Annotated in this window: 15 protein-coding genes and 3 pseudogenes; 3 read left to right on the top strand and 15 right to left on the bottom strand. The window is 70.4% G+C overall.

Annotated elements, in window-relative coordinates:
- Positions 1–5 precede the first annotated feature (5 nt).
- Complete coding sequence (locus tag ACESMY_RS19795; protein ID WP_372786339.1) at positions 6–197, bottom strand: hypothetical protein; 192 nt, start codon at positions 195–197, stop codon at positions 6–8.
- A 195-nt stretch (positions 198–392) separates the two neighbouring features.
- On the opposite strand from ACESMY_RS19795, the gene tauD reads away from it, so the two are divergent.
- On the top strand, positions 393–1,268 hold the full coding sequence (gene tauD / locus ACESMY_RS19790; protein WP_372786338.1) for a taurine dioxygenase: 876 nt from the start codon (positions 393–395) through the stop codon (positions 1,266–1,268).
- 3 nt (positions 1,269–1,271) lie between these two features.
- On the opposite strand, the gene ACESMY_RS19785 is transcribed toward tauD, so the two are convergent.
- The 3 genes from ACESMY_RS19785 to ACESMY_RS19775 all read right to left on the bottom strand — a co-directional run bounded on the left by ACESMY_RS19785 (position 1,272) and on the right by ACESMY_RS19775 (position 4,755).
- Positions 1,272–2,495: a RimK family alpha-L-glutamate ligase gene (locus ACESMY_RS19785; protein ID WP_372786337.1), complete on the bottom strand. Its 1,224-nt coding sequence runs from the start codon at positions 2,493–2,495 to the stop codon at positions 1,272–1,274.
- The gene (locus tag ACESMY_RS19780; RefSeq protein ID WP_372786336.1) at positions 2,492–3,979 is read right to left on the bottom strand and encodes an aspartate aminotransferase family protein; all 1,488 of its coding nucleotides are present in this window, start codon (positions 3,977–3,979) and stop codon (positions 2,492–2,494) included. Before ACESMY_RS19780 ends, ACESMY_RS19785 begins: the two co-directional genes overlap by 4 nt.
- 188 nt (positions 3,980–4,167) lie before the next feature.
- A complete protein-coding gene (locus tag ACESMY_RS19775) occupies positions 4,168–4,755 on the bottom strand; it encodes a TIGR00730 family Rossman fold protein (RefSeq protein ID WP_372786335.1) in 588 nt (195 codons plus the stop codon).
- 189 nt (positions 4,756–4,944) lie between these two features.
- Here ACESMY_RS19775 and ACESMY_RS19770 point away from each other — a divergent pair.
- Together ACESMY_RS19770 and ACESMY_RS19765 are read left to right on the top strand one after the other, a co-directional pair.
- Positions 4,945–5,142, top strand: a pseudogene (locus ACESMY_RS19770) (cold-shock protein); the annotation flags it as partial.
- Between the two features lie 198 nt (positions 5,143–5,340).
- Positions 5,341–5,538, top strand: a complete 198-nt coding sequence (locus tag ACESMY_RS19765; protein ID WP_299538599.1) for a cold-shock protein — start codon at positions 5,341–5,343, stop codon at positions 5,536–5,538.
- Between the two features lie 41 nt (positions 5,539–5,579).
- Here ACESMY_RS19765 and ACESMY_RS19760 read toward each other — a convergent pair whose 3' ends face one another.
- The 11 genes and pseudogenes from ACESMY_RS19760 to ACESMY_RS19710 all read right to left on the bottom strand — a co-directional run.
- Positions 5,580–6,275, bottom strand: coding sequence for a DUF1345 domain-containing protein (locus tag ACESMY_RS19760; protein WP_372786334.1), 696 nt, complete (start codon positions 6,273–6,275; stop codon positions 5,580–5,582).
- A gap of 84 nt (positions 6,276–6,359) precedes the next feature.
- Entirely contained in the window at positions 6,360–7,457 is a 1,098-nt protein-coding gene (locus tag ACESMY_RS19755; protein WP_372786333.1) for a phosphatidylinositol-specific phospholipase C1-like protein, read from the bottom strand.
- A gap of 66 nt (positions 7,458–7,523) precedes the next feature.
- A complete protein-coding gene (locus ACESMY_RS19750; protein ID WP_372786332.1) occupies positions 7,524–8,138 on the bottom strand; it encodes a hypothetical protein in 615 nt (204 codons plus the stop codon).
- An 87-nt stretch (positions 8,139–8,225) separates the two neighbouring features.
- Positions 8,226–8,723 (bottom strand): NUDIX hydrolase, encoded by a 498-nt coding sequence (locus tag ACESMY_RS19745; protein ID WP_372786331.1) that lies wholly within the window; start codon positions 8,721–8,723, stop codon positions 8,226–8,228.
- Complete coding sequence (gene ligA, locus ACESMY_RS19740; RefSeq protein WP_372786330.1) at positions 8,720–11,074, bottom strand: NAD-dependent DNA ligase LigA; 2,355 nt, start codon at positions 11,072–11,074, stop codon at positions 8,720–8,722. Before ligA ends, ACESMY_RS19745 begins: the two co-directional genes overlap by 4 nt.
- A 30-nt stretch (positions 11,075–11,104) precedes the next feature.
- Positions 11,105–11,461 carry a helix-turn-helix domain-containing protein gene (locus ACESMY_RS19735; RefSeq protein WP_372786329.1) on the bottom strand — a complete coding sequence of 119 codons (357 nt, stop codon included), beginning with the start codon at positions 11,459–11,461 and terminating at the stop codon, positions 11,105–11,107.
- Positions 11,448–11,663: a BrnT family toxin gene (locus ACESMY_RS19730; RefSeq protein ID WP_372786364.1), complete on the bottom strand. Its 216-nt coding sequence runs from the start codon at positions 11,661–11,663 to the stop codon at positions 11,448–11,450. The genes ACESMY_RS19735 and ACESMY_RS19730 overlap by 14 nt, the downstream gene beginning before the upstream one ends.
- A 109-nt stretch (positions 11,664–11,772) precedes the next feature.
- On the bottom strand, positions 11,773–13,470 hold the full coding sequence (gene recN, locus ACESMY_RS19725; protein WP_372786328.1) for a DNA repair protein RecN: 1,698 nt from the start codon (positions 13,468–13,470) through the stop codon (positions 11,773–11,775).
- A 350-nt stretch (positions 13,471–13,820) separates the two neighbouring features.
- A pseudogene (locus tag ACESMY_RS19720) lies at positions 13,821–14,696 on the bottom strand (outer membrane protein assembly factor BamD); the annotation flags it as partial.
- A gap of 117 nt (positions 14,697–14,813) precedes the next feature.
- Positions 14,814–15,722 carry a UDP-3-O-acyl-N-acetylglucosamine deacetylase gene (lpxC, locus tag ACESMY_RS19715; protein ID WP_372786327.1) on the bottom strand — a complete coding sequence of 303 codons (909 nt, stop codon included), beginning with the start codon at positions 15,720–15,722 and terminating at the stop codon, positions 14,814–14,816.
- Between the two features lie 207 nt (positions 15,723–15,929).
- A pseudogene (locus ACESMY_RS19710) lies at positions 15,930–16,592 on the bottom strand (cell division protein FtsZ); the annotation flags it as partial.

The raw sequence follows: 16,592 nt of genomic DNA, 5'->3' as shown, positions 1-16,592 counted from the left end.
TAGGGTCAGGCCTTGCGGAGTTTGCGCACGCAGGCGCGCAGCAGCTGGGCGCGCTCGGTGCTGAGGTCGGAGGCCTTGAGCTCCTCGATCGCGCCGGCCAGGGGCTCGCCGCGATGGCGCGCGCCGAGTTTCCAGACCTCGGAGCGCACGTCGGCCTCGCTGACGCCGCCCGTGGTCATCCAGGAGAACAGGCTCATGCGCCGCGCCGGGCGGCTGCGGGCGGACAGGACAGGCGGATCATCATCGGGGCCTTTCGCCGCCGCGCGCCTGCCGGGCTCAAGGACCCAACGCGGCTTCGACGTGAAGCGACCCTAGCACGTTCGGCGCGCGGCGCGGGCTTTGACGCCGCGGCGCGGATGGAGTTGGCTTGCGCAGCACGTTCGGAGGCCGCCATGCCCGTCCATATCGCCCCCCTGACCCCCACCATCGGCGCCGTGATCGAAGGCGTGGACCTGTCGCAACCGATGTCCGACGACCTGGCCGCCGCGGTCCGCCAAGCCCTGCTCGACCACAAGGTGATCTTCTTCGAGGACCAGCAGCTGACGCCGGTGCAGCATCGCGACTTCGCCGCCCGGTTCGGGCCGCTGCACACCCACCCGCTCTATCCCGGGGTGCCCGAGGCGCCGGAGCTGTTCATCCTCGACAACCACACCGGCAACCCGACCGACAACGACGCCTGGCACACCGACATCACCTTCATCGAGACCCCGCCGATGGGCTCGATCCTCTACGCCAAGCACCTGCCGCCGCTGGGCGGCGACACGGTGTGGTCGGACATGCGGGCGGCCTATGAGGCGCTATCGCCGCCGCTGCGGGACTTCCTGGCGAGCCTCGACGCCGTCCACGACTTCGCCCGCGGCTTTCCGCTGCGGGGCAAGGTCGCGACCCTGGCGGGGGAGCAGAAGCACGCCGAGGAGCTCACCAACCATCCCCCCGTGTTGCATCCGGTGGTCCGCACCCATCCGGAAACCGGCGAGGACGGGCTCTTCGTCAACTACGGCTTCACCGAGCGGATCAAGGGCCTGAGGCGCAAGGAGAGCGACGCGATCCTGGGCATGCTGTTCGCCCACATCCAGCAGCCGGAATTCCTGGTCCGCTGGCGCTGGACGCCGAACGCGGTGGCGTTCTGGGACAACCGGGTGACCCAGCACTATGCGGTCAACGACTACCTGCCGCAGCGCCGGATCATGAACCGCGCGACCGTGCTGGGCGACCGGCCCTATCACCGCTCGCGCAGGCCGCAGCGCGTCGCGGCGGCCGCGGAATAGGCGCTAGGCGGCGGAGGCCAGCATGGCCTGGAAGGCCGCGAACAGGCGGTGCATGGCGGGTTTCTTGTAGGGGAACACCGCCTCCGGATCGAGGTCGTGGACGATCATCGCCACGTCGACCTCGAAGACCAGCAGGCGGCCGTCCGGCGCCTCGGCGCAGTCGATCCCGAAATAGTCGAGGCCCAGGCGGCGGTGCAGGGCCTCGAACGCCACGGCGTGGCGCGCCGCGAAGTCGGTGTCGAAATCGGCCATCCAGGCGGCTTCCTCGGCGCGGCGCTCCGGACGCTCCGCCATCTCGGCGCTGAGGTAGTGGACCATCCAGTGCGGCTGGACGGCGTAGTGGCTGGGGAAGGCGCGGCCGTCGATGAAGGCGATGCGCTGCTTGCGGAAGAGGCCGTCGGGGCCGCTGTAGTCCACGAAGGGCGAGACGTAGAATTGCTGCTCGTCGCGGCCCTCGAGATAGGCGGAAGCCGCCTCGCGGCCGTCGAGCTTCTCCATGCCTTGGCCGGCGTGGGTGCCGATCGGCCGGGCGATGATCGGCCAGGCGAGGTCGGCGCTGAGTTCGGAAGGCTGCTGCAGGCCGATGGCGAGGCGGGCGAGGTCGTCGCGGCCGACGCGGTGGGCGGCCGGCGCATAGAGGCTGGGCTCCCCGGCCAGCAGGTCGCTGACCCCGTCGCGGGTGAGGCCGGCGATGCGCGCGGCGTCGCCGTTCAGCACCTTGCGGCCGGCGAGCAGGCGCGCGCAGTTCGCGAGCACCGGCCGGTTCTCGGCGGACTCGCCAACCGCCAGGAAGGCCACGTCGCACTCGGGGATAAAGCTCAGGTCCGGGGTCTCGGCGTCCACGAAGCACAGGCGCAGGTCGATGTCGGAGCCCTGCAGCAGGAAGTCGATCGGCGTATTGGCCATGAAGTCGCCGAGCGTGACGAAGGCCGCCACCTTCAGGCCGTCGCCGCGCCCGTGCGGGCGGCGGTAGACGCGGTCGAACTGCAGGGCCGCGGCCTGCAGCTCCAGGCTCTGGTCGCGGTTGTTGGAGGCCTGGGCGATGATCGACATGTCCATCAGCGCCGCGGTGTCCGTCGGATTGGCGGTGACCCGGGCCAGCAGCTCGGTCCACAGCGGCCACAGGCTGGAGCCCTCGTAGGCCATCCGCAGGATCGCGGCGAGGCCGACGGTGACGTCGGAGCGCGGTTGCGGGCTCGGGGACTCTGGGGTGTAGACGGCGCTCATCGGGCGGCTTCCATGGCTAGGGCTTGCAATGCGCCTCGTCCGCGTTCGAGCACGGATTCCACGAGGCGTTCGATGTCTTCGAGACGGGTGCGGTGGTTGACGATCGCCGCGCGGATGGCCTTGCGGCCGCCGACGGTGGTGAGCGAGGGCGCGACTTGGCCGGCGGCCTGCAGGTCGGCGACGATCTCGGCGTTGAGGGCGTCCGACGCGCCGCGGGCGTAGCGGAAGCAGACGATGTTGAGCGCTACGGGGGCCAGGCGCTCGAGCTCCGGCTCGGCGTCCACTCGCGCGGCCAGGGCCTGGGCGAGCGCGCAGTTGGCGGCCATGGAGGCGCCCAGGGCGTCGGCGCCATAGGTCTGAAGCGTGAACCAGGTCTTCAGCGCCCTGAAGCCACGCGAAAGGTCGGGGCCATAGTCGCAAGGCCACCAGTCGCCGCCCGCCAGGCCGCGGTCGGCGCGGGCCAGGTAGGCGGCGGGATTGTCGAAGGTCGCCCGGTGCAGGGCGCCGTCGCGCACCACGATGTAGCCGGCGTCATAGGGGACGTGGCCCCACTTGTGGAAATCGAAGGCCAGCGAATCCGCCCGCTCGATCCCGGTCAGGCGCGGCGCGAGCTCGGGCGAGAGGATAGCGAGCCCGCCCAACGCCCCGTCCACATGGAAACTGATCCCCTCGGCGGCGGCGATGTCGGCCAGGCCGTCGAGGTCGTCGATGGCGCCGACGTCGACCGTGCCGGCCGTGCCGACGATCAGGAACGGCGTCAGGCCGAGGTCCCGGTCCCGGGCGATGGCGGCCTTCAGGGCCTGCAGGTCGATGCGGTGGTCGGTGTCGACGTCGATGAGCCGCAGCGCCCTCGCGCCGATCCCGGCCATGTCCAGGGCGCGCGGCACGCAGCCATGCACCGCCTTCGAGGCGTAGGCCACGAGGCGCGCGCCGTCGGCGCCCAGGCCCGTCCGCCGGGCGTCGAGGCCCAGCGCGCGGGTCCGGGCGATCAGCACCGCCAGGAAATTGGCCTGCGAGGTGCCGGTGACGAACAGGCCGCTGGCGCCCGCCGGAAAGCCGAACATCTGCCGGACCCAGGCGAGGATCTGGCGCTCGACCTCGATCGGCATGTGGTCGCGCCCGCCGAGGTTGGAATTGAGGCCCGCCGCCAGCATCTCGGCCAGCATGCCGACCGGGGTCCCGGCGCCCTGCACCCAGCCCATGAAGCCCGGGTGGGCGTTGCCGCTGCCGAAGGGGAGGATGTCGCGCTTGAAGGTCTGATAGGTCTGCGCCAGGTCGCCAGCCGCCGTGGGAAGTTCGCCGCGGAAGCCGGCGCGGGCCTCGGCCGGCGGCGCGCGCCAGACCGGTCCGTCGCGCAGCCCTTCCAGATGGTCGAACATGTCGTCCAGCATCCGGTGGCCCTGGGCGCGGATCTCGCGCCAGTCCTGCGGATCCAGGCTGGTGTCCAGAGGCTCGACTCTGGGGGCGGGTCGCGCAGCTGCCACTGAAGCTCCAGGTCCGGCGCAACGGGCCGGCGTTCTTTGGATGAGGTATCCGGCGTGGAGCTTCTTCACGGCGCCGCGGGCCGCCCACAACCGATGCGAGCGTCCAGGCGAACAGCAAGGCGCGGAAAGTGGGTAATGGACGGTTAATCGCCGACGATTTCGCCTATCCCGCGGGGGGATTCAGCGGGTCAATAGCGCTGTTCGACCGGGGCGACGCCCCACTTGGGCGGCGGCGGGACGTAGGCGCGGAAGGCCTCGATCGCCTCGGCCGTGCCATCGGCATAGATCAGCATGTCGGCGTACTGCTGGGTGGTGAAGCCGCTGTCGGCCATCTGCTGCACCAGGGCGCGCATGGCGTTGTAGTAGCCGTTCACATTGACGAAGCCGCAGGGCTTGGCGTGGAAGCCGAGCAGCGCCCAGGTCCACTGCTCGAAGATTTCCTCGAAGGTCCCCGGTCCGCCGGGCAGGCACAGGAAGCCGTCGGCGAGCTCGGCCATGGCCCATTTTCGCTCGTGCATCGAGTTGACGATTCTGAGCTCCGTCAGACCCTTATGGCCGATTTCCTGATTGACCAGGTCCGCGGGCATGACGCCAACCACCTTGCCGCCGGCGGCGAGCGCCGCGTCGGCGACCGCGCCCATCAGCCCGACCTTGCCGCCGCCGTAGACCAGCGTCAGCCCCGCCTTGGCGATCAGCGTGCCCGCGACGACCGCTTCCTCATGGAAGGCCGGGTCGTTTCCGGGGGCCGATCCGCAGTAGACACAGATGCTGTTCAAGGGCCGTTTTCCCACCTGCACGAGAGGAAATGGAGGGGCGCTCCAATAGGCCGATTGCGCGCTTGTGTCACGGTGCGGCTGGCCTACCGGCTTTTCGCCCGCTACATAGCTTGCACGGCTCGCCAAAATCGGCGGCCGGGCGCCTGCGTTTTTGCCGGCGCAAGACTCTATCTCGGTTAGGTCAGGCGAATGGCGAGCGGCACAGTCAAGTGGTTCAATACCGCTAAGGGCTTTGGTTTCATCCAACCGGACGACGGCGGAAGCGACGTCTTCGTCCACATCTCAGCGGTCGAACAGGCAGGCCTTCGCGGCCTGAACGAAGGCGACCTGGTCAATTTCGAACTCGAGCAGGACCGACGGTCCGGCAAGCTTTCGGCAGGCCAGCTGGTGGTCACGGGCCAGGGCGCGGCGCCTCCGCGCAGCGGCGGCGGTGGCGGCGGTGGCGGCGGTGGCGGCTTCGACCGTCCGCGCGGCGGCGGCTTCGGCGGCGGCGGCGGCGGGGGCGGCTTTGACCGTCCGCGCGGCGGCGGGGGTGGCGGCGGTGGCCGACCCTCCGGCGATCCGGCCGGGGCCGGCGCGGGCACGGTGAAGTGGTTCAACCCGACGAAGGGCTTCGGCTTCATCCAGCCCGACGACGGCGGCCAGGACGTGTTCGTGCACATCTCGGCGGTCGAGCAGGCCGGCTTGCGCGGCCTGAACGAAGGCCAGCAGGTCGCCTACGACCTCGAAGCCGACCGTCGCAGCGGCAAGACCTCGGCGACCAATCTTCGGGTCAACGACTAAGACGCGATGCGCCTCCCCCGTCCGCGGGGGAGGCCGTCCGCCTAGAACAGTCCCGCCGTCAGGTTGATGGTGAGGGCGACGATGATCGTGTTGAAGGCGAAGGCCACCAGGCTGTGGACCGTGCCCAGCTGGCGCAGCCCCTTCGAGGTGAAATCCGCGTCCGCCGTGGCGCAGGCCACGCCGATGACGATGGCGAAGTACATGAAATCCCAATAGTCGGGCGCCTGGGTGCCGGGGAAGCCGATCCCGCCGGCGTCGCTCGCGCCGTCGTCCTCGTCGACGCCATAGAACTCGTGGGCGTAGTGCAGGGTGAAGATCATCTGCACCATCAGCCATGAGGCGACGACGGTGACGAAGGCCAGCACGATGTGCTCCACCTTCAGGAAGCCGTGCGCGTCCTTGGCGAGCGAGAGTTCCACGCCCACCGCCCAGACGCTGGCGGCCGCGGCGATCAGGGTCAGGCCCAGGATCGCGCCCCGCCCCTCATCGTCCAGGGCCGCCTGGGTGCGGATGTCGGTCGGCGTGTGGTCCAGCATGTGGAGGAACATCGCGCCCAGGAAGGTCAGGGAGAGCGCATCCCAGCTGAGGATGAGCTTGGTGGAGACCTCCATGTGCGGCGCGAACCAGGCCAGGGCCGCCCCCACAGCCAGGCCGACAAGGATCGAGATCGTCAGGCGCGGACGAGGCCCGAGCGGCCCCAGCATCCGCCGCCATCCCAAGGGGTTGGTCTCCGCCATCCGCCGCTCCCACCACGAAGTTGCAGCATCGCGCGAGTCCGCCCCCCACCGCTAGCCGCGCGCGTCAGAGCCGCACGCGCCGTCCTAGGGCTTCGCGGTCACCGGATTGGGCCGCGCCACGCCGCCGCCCGGCAGCCGCGCCTCGTAAGAGCTGAAGCGCGTGTCGGGGCGCATGTAGTCGGTGGAGACATACTGGGCGCCCGAGGCGAAGGCCGCCTCGCGCGGGGCGGTGTCGTTCTTGCGGGCCTCCCAGGTGTCGGCGTCGGCGCGGGTGCGCACGATGAGGCCCGACTTCACGGCGGCCTGGATGCGGCTGTTCTCCTTGATCGGCTCGTTCAGGGTGATGTAGCCGGCGGCCGGCGAGGCTTCGTCGGTGTTCACGAACATCGCCCGGCCCTCCAGGCTCTTGCGCGCGCCGCGGTAGACCGCGACCACGTCGGGGGACTCGTCCATCGCCAGCATGATCTTGCCGCGCGCCTGTTTCAGGGTCGGCCAGGCGCCGGCCTGGACCGCCTCGCGCAGGGTCTTGTGCTTGCCCTGCACCTGGTCGGGCGTGATCAGCTCGCCGGGCTTGAAGACCGAGCGGATCTCGGCGTCGACCGCGTCCATCGCCTTGGCGTCGAAGGGCAGCAGCGGGACGGCGCCGGGGACCTTCAGCTGGTCCTGCTTCAGGTTGAAGATGATCAGGATCGGCACGTGGTCGGGGTGGGCCTTGGACCAGGCGCGCACCTCCTTGAAACAGTCGACCAGCAGCGGGCAGACCGAGCGGTAGTCGATGTCCGGGACGTGGATCACCTTCATCCCCGGCTTGCTCATCGAGGTGAGGTCATAGGGCGTTGTGTTGGGGGCCATCTTGCGGCCGAGCGGGGTCGAATAGCGGCCGCCTTGGGGATCGTAGACGAAGTCGAGCTCGAGCTCGCGGGCCCCGTCGTTGAGCTGCTCGGTCAGCGGAAGGTGGCTGTAGTCGAGGGTATCGGCGGCCTTGGGATTGCGGGCGCGCAGATTGGCCATCTCCAGCGGCGCGATGGCGATCTTGTAGCTGTTGTGGGTGCCCATGGCCTGGAGCTGGTTCATCTTCAGCGCGTCGACGGCCGCCCGGGTGCAGCCCGCCTGGCCGGACGGATGCTCCAGATTGCAGGACGCGGAGAGGGCCAAGGCGGCGGCGAACAGGGGGGTGATCATCGGGACACTCCAGCAGGCGTCGATGACGCCACTGTGAAGCCTAATCCCAGGCGGCGCCAGAAGCGGTCAGAACGACAATGCGCACTGGACACCGGCCGCGGCGCCTTCATGGCCCATCGGCCCCACGTCGCCCGCCGCGCGGACCTTGCAGCCATTGTGCGGCAGCCGGCCCAGGTAGGGCATCGGATCGGTGACGTAGCGCCCCGTGGGGTCGAGGTTGAGGCGAGCGGCCGCCTGGCGCTGGGCGCGCAGGGCGTCCGCGCCCAGCCGGTCCTGGCAGCGCCGGCGCTCCTCGGCGGACTGGCCGACCAGGGCCGTGGGCTCGCACCCGAGAAGGCCGCGGAGCGCCGGGCGGACGCCCTCGCCCTGTCCATTCGAGGGTTCGGCGGCCGGCCGCGCCTCCTCGCGGGCGTCCGGCGCGGCGGCCGGCGGGTGGTCGACGATGGGCGGGGCCGCGTGCGATCCGGTCGCGGGACGCTCCCGGCGCGGCTCGGGCGGCGGCTTGGGAGCCTGCGGCCGGAGCCTGGTCAGTTCGACGTTCATCACCGGCGTCTCGGCGGGCGTTGGCGTGACGCCGAGCCGCCAGATCAGGAACAGCAGGACAAGGACGTGAGCCGCGACCGAGGCCGAGATCGCCGCGGTGCGTCGGCTGGCCCGTTCCGCCCAAGGTTCGGCATACATCCGCGCCCGTCCCCACGGCCGGCTAAGCTTGGGGACAGGAGGCCGGTCGCGGGGTGTCGAAATGAAGGCCCGATCGGGGCCCGGAGCCTAGTCCCACGGAATGGCGACGGGCTCGCTCGGATGGCGGCCGGCCAGGACCTCGGGCAGCCGCGCGGCGAGGCCCAGCGGATAGACGCGATCCTCGCAGGCGGCGAGTTCGTCCAGGGACCACCAGCGCAGGTCGTCGACCAGCTGGCGCTCCAGCTCCTCCCAGCCCTCGCGGCTCGGTTCGCCGCCGGCGCAGCGGGCGACGATGTAGTGCTCGCGGAACATCACCAGCTCTCCGGTCGAGAGCGTCAGCGGCCCGTCGCGCCGCCAGATCACCGGGCCGAATTCCACCGCTTCGAAGCCGGTCTCCTCGCGGACCTCGCGCGCGGCGGCCTCAAGCATCGTCTCGCCGGGGTCGGCGCCGCCGCCGACCGTGAACCAGGCGGCCTGGCCCTGCGGCGCGCCGGGCATGCGGCCCTTCATCAGCAGGATGCGGCCTTCGGGGTCGAAAAGCAGCACCCGCACGGTCGGTCGGTCGCGCAGTGGCGGTCCGCTCATCCGCCGCTCACCAGCGCCAGCCACGCATCCTCGGTGATCACCTGGACGCCGAGCTTGGTGGCCTCGGCAAGCTTGGAGCCCGCGCCCGGGCCCGCCACCACCAGGTCGGTCTTCTTGGACACCGAGCCCGAGACCTTGGCCCCCAGCCCCTCGGCCTGGGCCTTGGCCTCGTCACGGGTCATCTTCTCCAGCGCGCCGGTGAAGACGATGGTCTTGCCGGCCACGGCCGTGTCGGTCTTCGGCCGCTCGGCCGGGATGACCCGCAGCTCGGCCATGAGGTTGTCGACCAGGGCTCGGTTGTGGTCCTCGCCGAAGAAGGCCGCGATCATCCGCGCGGCGACCACGCCGACCGCGTCCACCGAGGCGACCTCGCGGAAGGCCTCGCCGGGCGTGCCGGACGCGGCCTGGATTGCGGCGGTCTCGAAGGCGGCCCAGTCGCCATAGCGCAGTTCCAGCGCGGCGCGGGCCTTGGAGTTGAGCTTGGGGATGGCGAGACGCAAGGCGCCATCGAGCGAGATCTCCGGCGGGATCAGCATCGGCTGGCGGGCGAGGGCAAAGGCCAGCACCGCCTCGACCGCCGTGGGCCCCAGCCCGTCGAGGTCTGAGAGTTCGGCGTAGGCCGAGCCGGCAGTCTGCTCCGAGGCGGCCTTCGAGATCTCGACGAAGCGTTCGGCGGTCTCGAAGTGGCGGGCGAGCGCCAGGGAGGTGGTCTCGCCGATGTGGCGGATGCCGAGGCCATAGATGAAGCGGTCGAGCGCGATGTCGCGGCGCGCGTCGATCCCGGCCACCAGGTTGGCGACGCTGGTCTCGCCATAGCCGTCGGTCTCCTTCAGCTCGGCGATCTTCGCCGCGTCGCGGGCGAGCCGGAAGATATCGGCCGGTTCGAGGATCCAGCCGCGCTCGTTGAAGGCGGTGAGCTGCTTTTCGCCCAGCCCCTCGATGTCGAAGGCCCGGCGGGAGACGAAGTGGCGCAGGTGGGCGAGTTTCTGGAACGGACAGGCGAACTCGCCCGTGCAGCGGCGGACCACGGTCTCCGCGCCGGAGGCGGTGGTCTCCTTGGCGATCTCGGTGTGCAGCGGGCACGGGCAATGGGTCGGGAAGGCGAAGGGCTTTGCGCCCTTGGGCCGCTCCTCCAGCACCACGCGGACGATTTGCGGGATCACGTCGCCGGCCCGCTGCAGGATCACGGTGTCGCCGACCCGGACGTCCTTGCGGGCGATCTCGTCGGCGTTGTGCAGGGTGGCGTTGACGACCACCACGCCGCCCACCGTCACCGGATGCAGCCGCGCGACCGGCGTGATGGCGCCGGTGCGGCCGACCTGAATGTCGATCGCCTCGAGGATGGTGCGCGCCTGCTGGGCGGGGAACTTGCGCGCGATCGCCCAGCGCGGGGTGCGGGTGACGAAACCCAGCCGCTGCTGCCAGTCCAGGCGGTCGACCTTGTAGACGACGCCGTCGATGTCATAGGCGAGCTTCGGCCGCAGGGCCTCCATCCGGCCGTAGGCGGCGAGCAGGCCCTGGGCGTTCTCCACCCGCTCGCTTTGGGGCGTGGTCTGGAAGCCCCAGGCCTTCAGCTTCTGCAGCGCCTCCCATTGGGTCTCGGCGAAGGGGCCGCTCAGCAGCCCCCAGGCGTAGGCGAAGAAACTCAGGGGCCGGGTGGCGGTGATCCGGGGGTCGATCTGGCGCAGGGAGCCGGCAGCGGCGTTGCGCGGGTTGGCGTAGGTCTTGGCGCCCGCCTCGGCGTTGGCGGCGTTGAGGGCGGCGAAGGCCTCGTGGCCGAGATAGACCTCGCCGCGGACTTCGATGACCTCCGGCCAGCCCGAGCCCTGCAGCCGCTTGGGGACGCCCGCGATGGTGCGGACGTTCTGGGTGACGTCCTCGCCCGTGCGCCCGTCGCCGCGGGTGGCGGCCTGGACCAGCAGGCCGTTCTCGTAGCGGATCGAGCAGGAGAGGCCGTCGATCTTCGGCTCGGCCGTATAGCCCACGGTCTCCTCGGCGGAGAGGCGCAGGAAGCGGCGGATGCGGGCGTCGAACTCGACGGCCTCCTCGTCGGCGAAGGCGTTGTCGAGGCTGAGCATCGGCACGCCGTGGGTCACGGCCTGGAACTGCTCCGAGCGCGCCGCCCCGACCTTGAGCGATGGCGAATCCTCGCGCACCAGCTCCGGGAACCGCGCCTCGATCTCCAGGTTGCGGCGTTTCAGGGCGTCGTAGTCGCCGTCCGAGATCGTCGGCGCATCCTGCTGGTGGTAGCGCAGGTCGTGGCCCGCGATCTCCTCGGCCAGCCGCGCGAGTTCGGCTTCCGCCTGGTCGGAGGTGAGGTCGTCGACGGGGATCGAGGCGCGAGAATCCATGCCGTTATCTAACTCAACTGCGGCGCGGCTTCACGAGGCCAGACAGGCCGTCACGACGTCAGGTCGTTGAGCGATGACGGTGTAATAGGCTCGGAGCGCACTGTCCGGCCGGGTGCGGCCCTGCTCAAGGTCGCGCAGGCGGGCGAGGTTGATCCGGTACGCACGGGCGAACTTGGCCTGACTGAGACCGGTGCGTTCCCGCACCTCACGCAGGAAGTTCACGTCGTCGAAGATCTGCAGCTCCACCTCGGTGAGCGGTGGGTTGTCGGGATCGGAGAGCGCTGCGGCGGTGATCTCTTCGTCCGTCAAGGCGTCGAGGCGCGCCCTCTGAGCGTCGGTCAGCTTTGGAGGGTTTTTCGGGTCGAGCGTGAATCTAACGATCGCCATATCGCCGCATCTCCTGAACGTTGGACCGCCGCGCGGATATCATCCGCACAGCGCCATCCCGAACCGTGTAGACGACTGTGAACAATCGCCCTTCGATCCGGCCCACGGCCTCGCGGCGACGTTCATCGTCCACAGTGCGGCTGACATCAAAATCCCGATGTGTCGGATCCGATAAGACCGCCGTGGCGTAGGAAAACGGGATGCCATGTTTCCCGCTCGTTGGCGGCGTCCTTCGTCGGATCCCAATCGAAGTTCACAATCAGGCCGCGTGCAAAATATACGGAATCTCCGTATGTTTTGCAAGTTCGTCGCTAAGCATCCATCAGCGCCCTCGCCGCAGCGCGGGCGGCGTCGGTGATTTCGGCGCCGGCCAGCATGCGGGCGATCTCCTCCTCGCGGTCGGCGGCGGAGAGCACCTCGACGGCGGTGCGGACGCGTTCGCCCTCCCCGGCCTTGGCGATCCGCCAGTGGGCCTCGGCGCGGGCGGCGACCTGGGGGGAATGGGTGACGACCAGCACCTGGGCGTCCGCCGCCAGCCGTTTGAGGCGCAGGCCGACGGCGTCGGCGACCGCCCCGCCCACGCCCTGGTCGACCTCGTCGAAGATCATCAGCGGCTGAGGCCCGGCGCCGCGGCCGGCCAGGGCGGCCTTGAGCGCCAGCGCGAAACGGGCCAGTTCGCCACCGGAGGCTATGGCCGCCAAGTCGCCGAACGGCGCGCCGGGATTGGTGGCGATCTCGAAGGCGACCCGGTCGAGGCCGGTCGGCCCGGCCCTGTCCTCGGCCTGGGCTGCGACCGCCACGCGGAAGCGGGCCTTGTCGAGCTTGAGGGGGCTGAGTTCGGCCGTGACCGCCTGGGCCAGGCGGTCGCCGGCGGCGGCGCGGGCGGCGCTCAGCCGGCCGGCCTCGGCGAGATAAGCCGCGCGCCCGGCGGCCACGGCGGCTTCGGCGGCCTTCAGCGCGTCCTCGGAGCTTTCCACCGCCCGCAGCCGTTCGGCGAAGCGGGCGCGCAGACCTGGCAGGTCTTCGACGGGGACATGCAGCTTGCGCGCGAGGCCGCGCAGGTCGAACAGCCGCTCCTCGGCCTTCTCCAGGCGGTCGGGCTCGAAATCGAAGGCCGCGGCGGCGGCGTCGACGGCGGCCTCGGCCTCCGCGGCCTCGATCAGCACCCGGTCGAGCGCGCCTTGCGCCTCGGTCAGGCGGCGGACCGCCGTCCCGGTTTCCGCGGCCCCGGCCAGCAGCGCGCGCTCGTGGGCGCGGCTGAGCGCCCGCACCGCGCCGGCCACCCGGGACGAGAGGCCGTCGAACACCTCCCGCGCGCCGGCGATGTCGGCCAGCGCCTTTTCGGATGCGCCGAGGATCGCGCGCTCCTCGGCCAACTCTGTCTCCTCGCCCTCGCGGGGATCGAGCCGGTCGAGTTCGGCCAGTCGCAGGGTCAGTTCCTCGGTCTCGGCGGCGGCGCGCGCGACATCGGCCCGCAGGGTGTCAGCCGCCTCGCGGGCCTCGCGCCAGTCGCGCCAGCGCTCGGCGACCGCGCGGCCTTGCGCTTCCAGACCGCCGAAGGCGTCGAGCATGGGGCGGTGGGTGCGCGCGTCGAGCAGGCCCACGGTCTCATGCTGGCCGTGCACCTCAAGCAGCGCCTCGCCGACCTCCTTCAGGACGCCGACCCCGGTCGCCTGGTCGTTGACGAAGGCGCGGCTGCGGCCGTCGGCGGAGAGCGTGCGGCGCAGCACCAGGTCCTCGTCGCGGGCATAGGAAAGCCCCTTCTCTTCCAGGAGGTCCCAGACCGGGTGGGTCGGCGCGGGCGCGAAGACCGCGGAAGCCGCCGCCTGGGCCGCGCCGCGCCGCACGAGGCCGGCCTCGGCGCGCGCGCCGACCGCCAGGCCCAGGGCGTCGAGGATGATCGACTTGCCCGCCCCCGTCTCGCCGGTCAGCACGGTGAGGCCCGGCCCGATGGAGAGATCCAGGGCCTCGATCAGCACGACGTCGCGGATCCACAATCCGATCAGCATGGCGGTCAGGATCGCCCGGAATCAGCGGCCGGAAAACGCGCCGCCACGACGCAGTTGATCACTTTTTGTTCTCATTGCCAACCAGCGCCGCGGCGACCCGCGAATCTGGCGGTCGCAGCCTATTTCGTCGGCGTGGGCGTCGGGTCGGGATCGGGTCCGCTGACGTCCGGCTTATGCCCGGTGAAGGGGATGTGGGGCATGTGGAAGAAGCCGCGTTTCTTCTTCGGCGCCGCGTCGTCGGCCGTGTCCGCCTTCGCCGGAGGGGCGTCGGCCACGGCAGGGGTCGCGGCGGGCGCGGCGTCGGTGGCATGCACGGTGGCCATGGCCGAGGCGGTGGTCTGCAGCCCGGCGGGCGGCAGGACGGTGCGCGACTTGTCCTTGGTCATCGGCACGTGGAAGACGCTGCGCTTGGAGCTCACCGCCGGGATCACCGCGGGCCTGAGGCCCTTGGAGGTGAGCAGCCTGTAGGCGTCCTCGTACCAGACGTCGCCGGGGTAGTTGTAGCCCAGCACCGCGCCGTTCTTCTTGGCTTCGTCGAGCAGGCCCAGCGTCAGATAGGCCTCCACCAGCCGGTAGAGCGCCTCGGGCGCATGGCTGGTGGTCTGATAGCGGTCGACGACGGTCTTGAAGCGGCCGATCGCGGCCAGGGTGTCGTTCTGGCGCAGGTACCAGCGGCCGATGGTCATTTCCTTGCCGGCCAGCTGGTCGTTGACCATGTCGATCTTCAGCCGGGCGTCCAGCGCATATTCGGTGTGCGGATAGCGGGTGGTGACCTCGCGCAGGTTGTCCAGCGCCTGGCCGGTGGCGGCCTGGTCGCGGCCGACGTCGACGATCTGTTCGAAGTAGCAGACGGCCTTCAGATAGTGGGCGTAGGCCGCGGCCTGGTTGCCCGGATAGAGCGAGATGAACCGGTCGGCGTCGGCGATCGCCTCGGCGTAGTTGTTGGCCTGATAGTGGGCGAAGGCCTGCATCAGGATCGAGCGGCGCGACCATTCCGAATAGGGGTGCTGGCGCTCGACTTCCTGGAAGTAGTCCACGGCCTGGGCCCACAGGTGCTTGTCCATGCGGTCGGCGCCGGTGGAGTAGAGCAGTTCGACCGGGCGTTCCTCATAGGCGAGCCGGGTCTTGGGCTTCTTGGCGCCACCGGAGCAGGCGGTGACCGCCAGGGCGCAAAAGACGGCGACGAGCGCTGGGCGAGCCCACGAATTCCGAAGCAAGGACACCATCACCTCAAAGGACCAACGCGCGCCCCCACGCGAGAAATCGCTTCTACACTAGGGGGCGGACAGAGCAACCGAATGCGCGGTCGCAGGTTGCCCGACGATCATGGCCGGACCGCGGCCTTAGACCGCGATGGCGATCTCGTCGACGAAGGTGCGGATGCGCCAGGCGTCGGGCCGGGCGGCGAGCGCCCGGACCAGCTGGTTGTTGATGCCATGGCCGGCCAGCTCGCCCTCGAAGCGGCCGAGGATCGGTGCGCCCAGCACATAGAGGTCGCCGATGGCGTCCAGCGCCTTGTGGCGGACGAACTCGTCGGGACGGCGCAGGCCCTCGGGGTTCAGCACCCGGTCGCCCTCGATCACCACGCAATTCTCCAGGGTGCCTCCCCGCGCGAGACCCATGGCGCGCAGGGCCTCGACCTCGTGCAGGAAGCCGAAGGTGCGGCAGTCGGCGAGCTCTTGGCGGAACACCGCCTCGTCCATCGGCATGTCGACTTCTTGGCGGCCGATGACGGCGGTCGGGAATTCGATGGCGAAGGCGACCTCGAATCGCATGGCCGGCTTCAGCGCCGCGCGCTTGTCGCCGTCGGTCACTTCCACGGTGTCGATGATCTCGATGAACCGGCGGGCCGCGGCCTGCGGCCGGCGCCCGGCGCGGTCGAGGATCTTGATAAACGGCCAGGACGAGCCGTCCATGATCGGCATCTCCGGCCCGTCGAGTTCGACCACGGCGTTGTCGATGCCGGACATGACCAGCGCCGCCATCAGGTGCTCGATGGTGGCGACGGTGACGCCGGCCTGATTGGTGATCACGGTGCCGAGCTGGGTCTTGCAGACCGACTCCGGCGTCGCCGGAACCCGGTTGTCGCGGTCGGTGATATCGACGCGGACGAAGCTGATGCCGGCGTCAGGGCCCGCGGGCCGGATGGCGACCTGGGTGTATTCGCCGGTGTGCACGCCCACGCCGGCGAACAGGGCCGGAGCCTTGACGGTGTGTTGGAACGCCCCGCTCTGGAAACCGTCTGCCGCCACTCTGGGACCTTCCCTAGACTGGGGTGCTAACCCCGATGACCGAGGAGCGCCCACCTGTGCCGTTAAGCAAGTTGGTGCGACGCAGCAAAACAATCCCTGTTTCGCAATGTTTCGGTGTCTGGAAGGTTAACGCGGCCTTGCCAAAACGCAGCGCCGCGGAGGTCTTTCGGACCTCCGCGGCGGCGCGAAGAACGCGAATGGAAACAGCTAGTTGGCAAGCCGTCGCAGGAACGACGGGATCTCCAGATCCTCGCCCTGGTGAACCTCTTCTTCCGGCAGGGCGGCTTCGACCGGCTGAGCGCCGCCTCGGCTAGCCGCGGGACGCGGCTGAGCGGCCTGCGGGGCCGGCGCGTCGTAGCGCGGACGGCTGCCGAAGATGCTGAGGAATCCGCCCCGCGGGCGGCGCTCCTCATAGGCCGGCTCGGCGAACAACGGCTCGTCCTCATCCTCGGCGACCGACGGATCGACGATGCGGGTGACCGGCTGGATCACCACCGGCTGGGCGGCCACGGGCGCGGCGTAGAGGTCGGGCTGTTCTTCTTCGACGGCCTCGGCGGCCATCACCGGTTGGGGCTGGCGGACCGGCTCGGGCGTCACATAGGCCGGAGCCGCGGCCGGGGCTTCGGACGGCTCGGTCGCCGCGACGCGGGCCTCGGGCATGCGCAGCGGCGGGGCGGTCATCGGCCGGCGCTCGAGCTTGGGCTCGATGGCGGCGATCGAGGCGCCGTCCATGCCGGTGGCGACCACGCTGACGCGGATCATGCCGTCCAGCGACGGGTCGAACGCCGCGCCGAAGATGATGTTGGCTTCCGGGTCGACCTGTTCGGAGATGGCGTTGGCCGCCTCGTCGACTTCCAGCAGGGTCATGTC

It is taken from the genome of Phenylobacterium sp. (assembly GCF_041691455.1).
In the GTDB taxonomy this organism is placed as follows: domain Bacteria; phylum Pseudomonadota; class Alphaproteobacteria; order Caulobacterales; family Caulobacteraceae; genus Phenylobacterium.
Note: the sequence above shows the minus strand (reverse complement) of the source record. Positions and strands in the feature narration are given on the sequence as shown.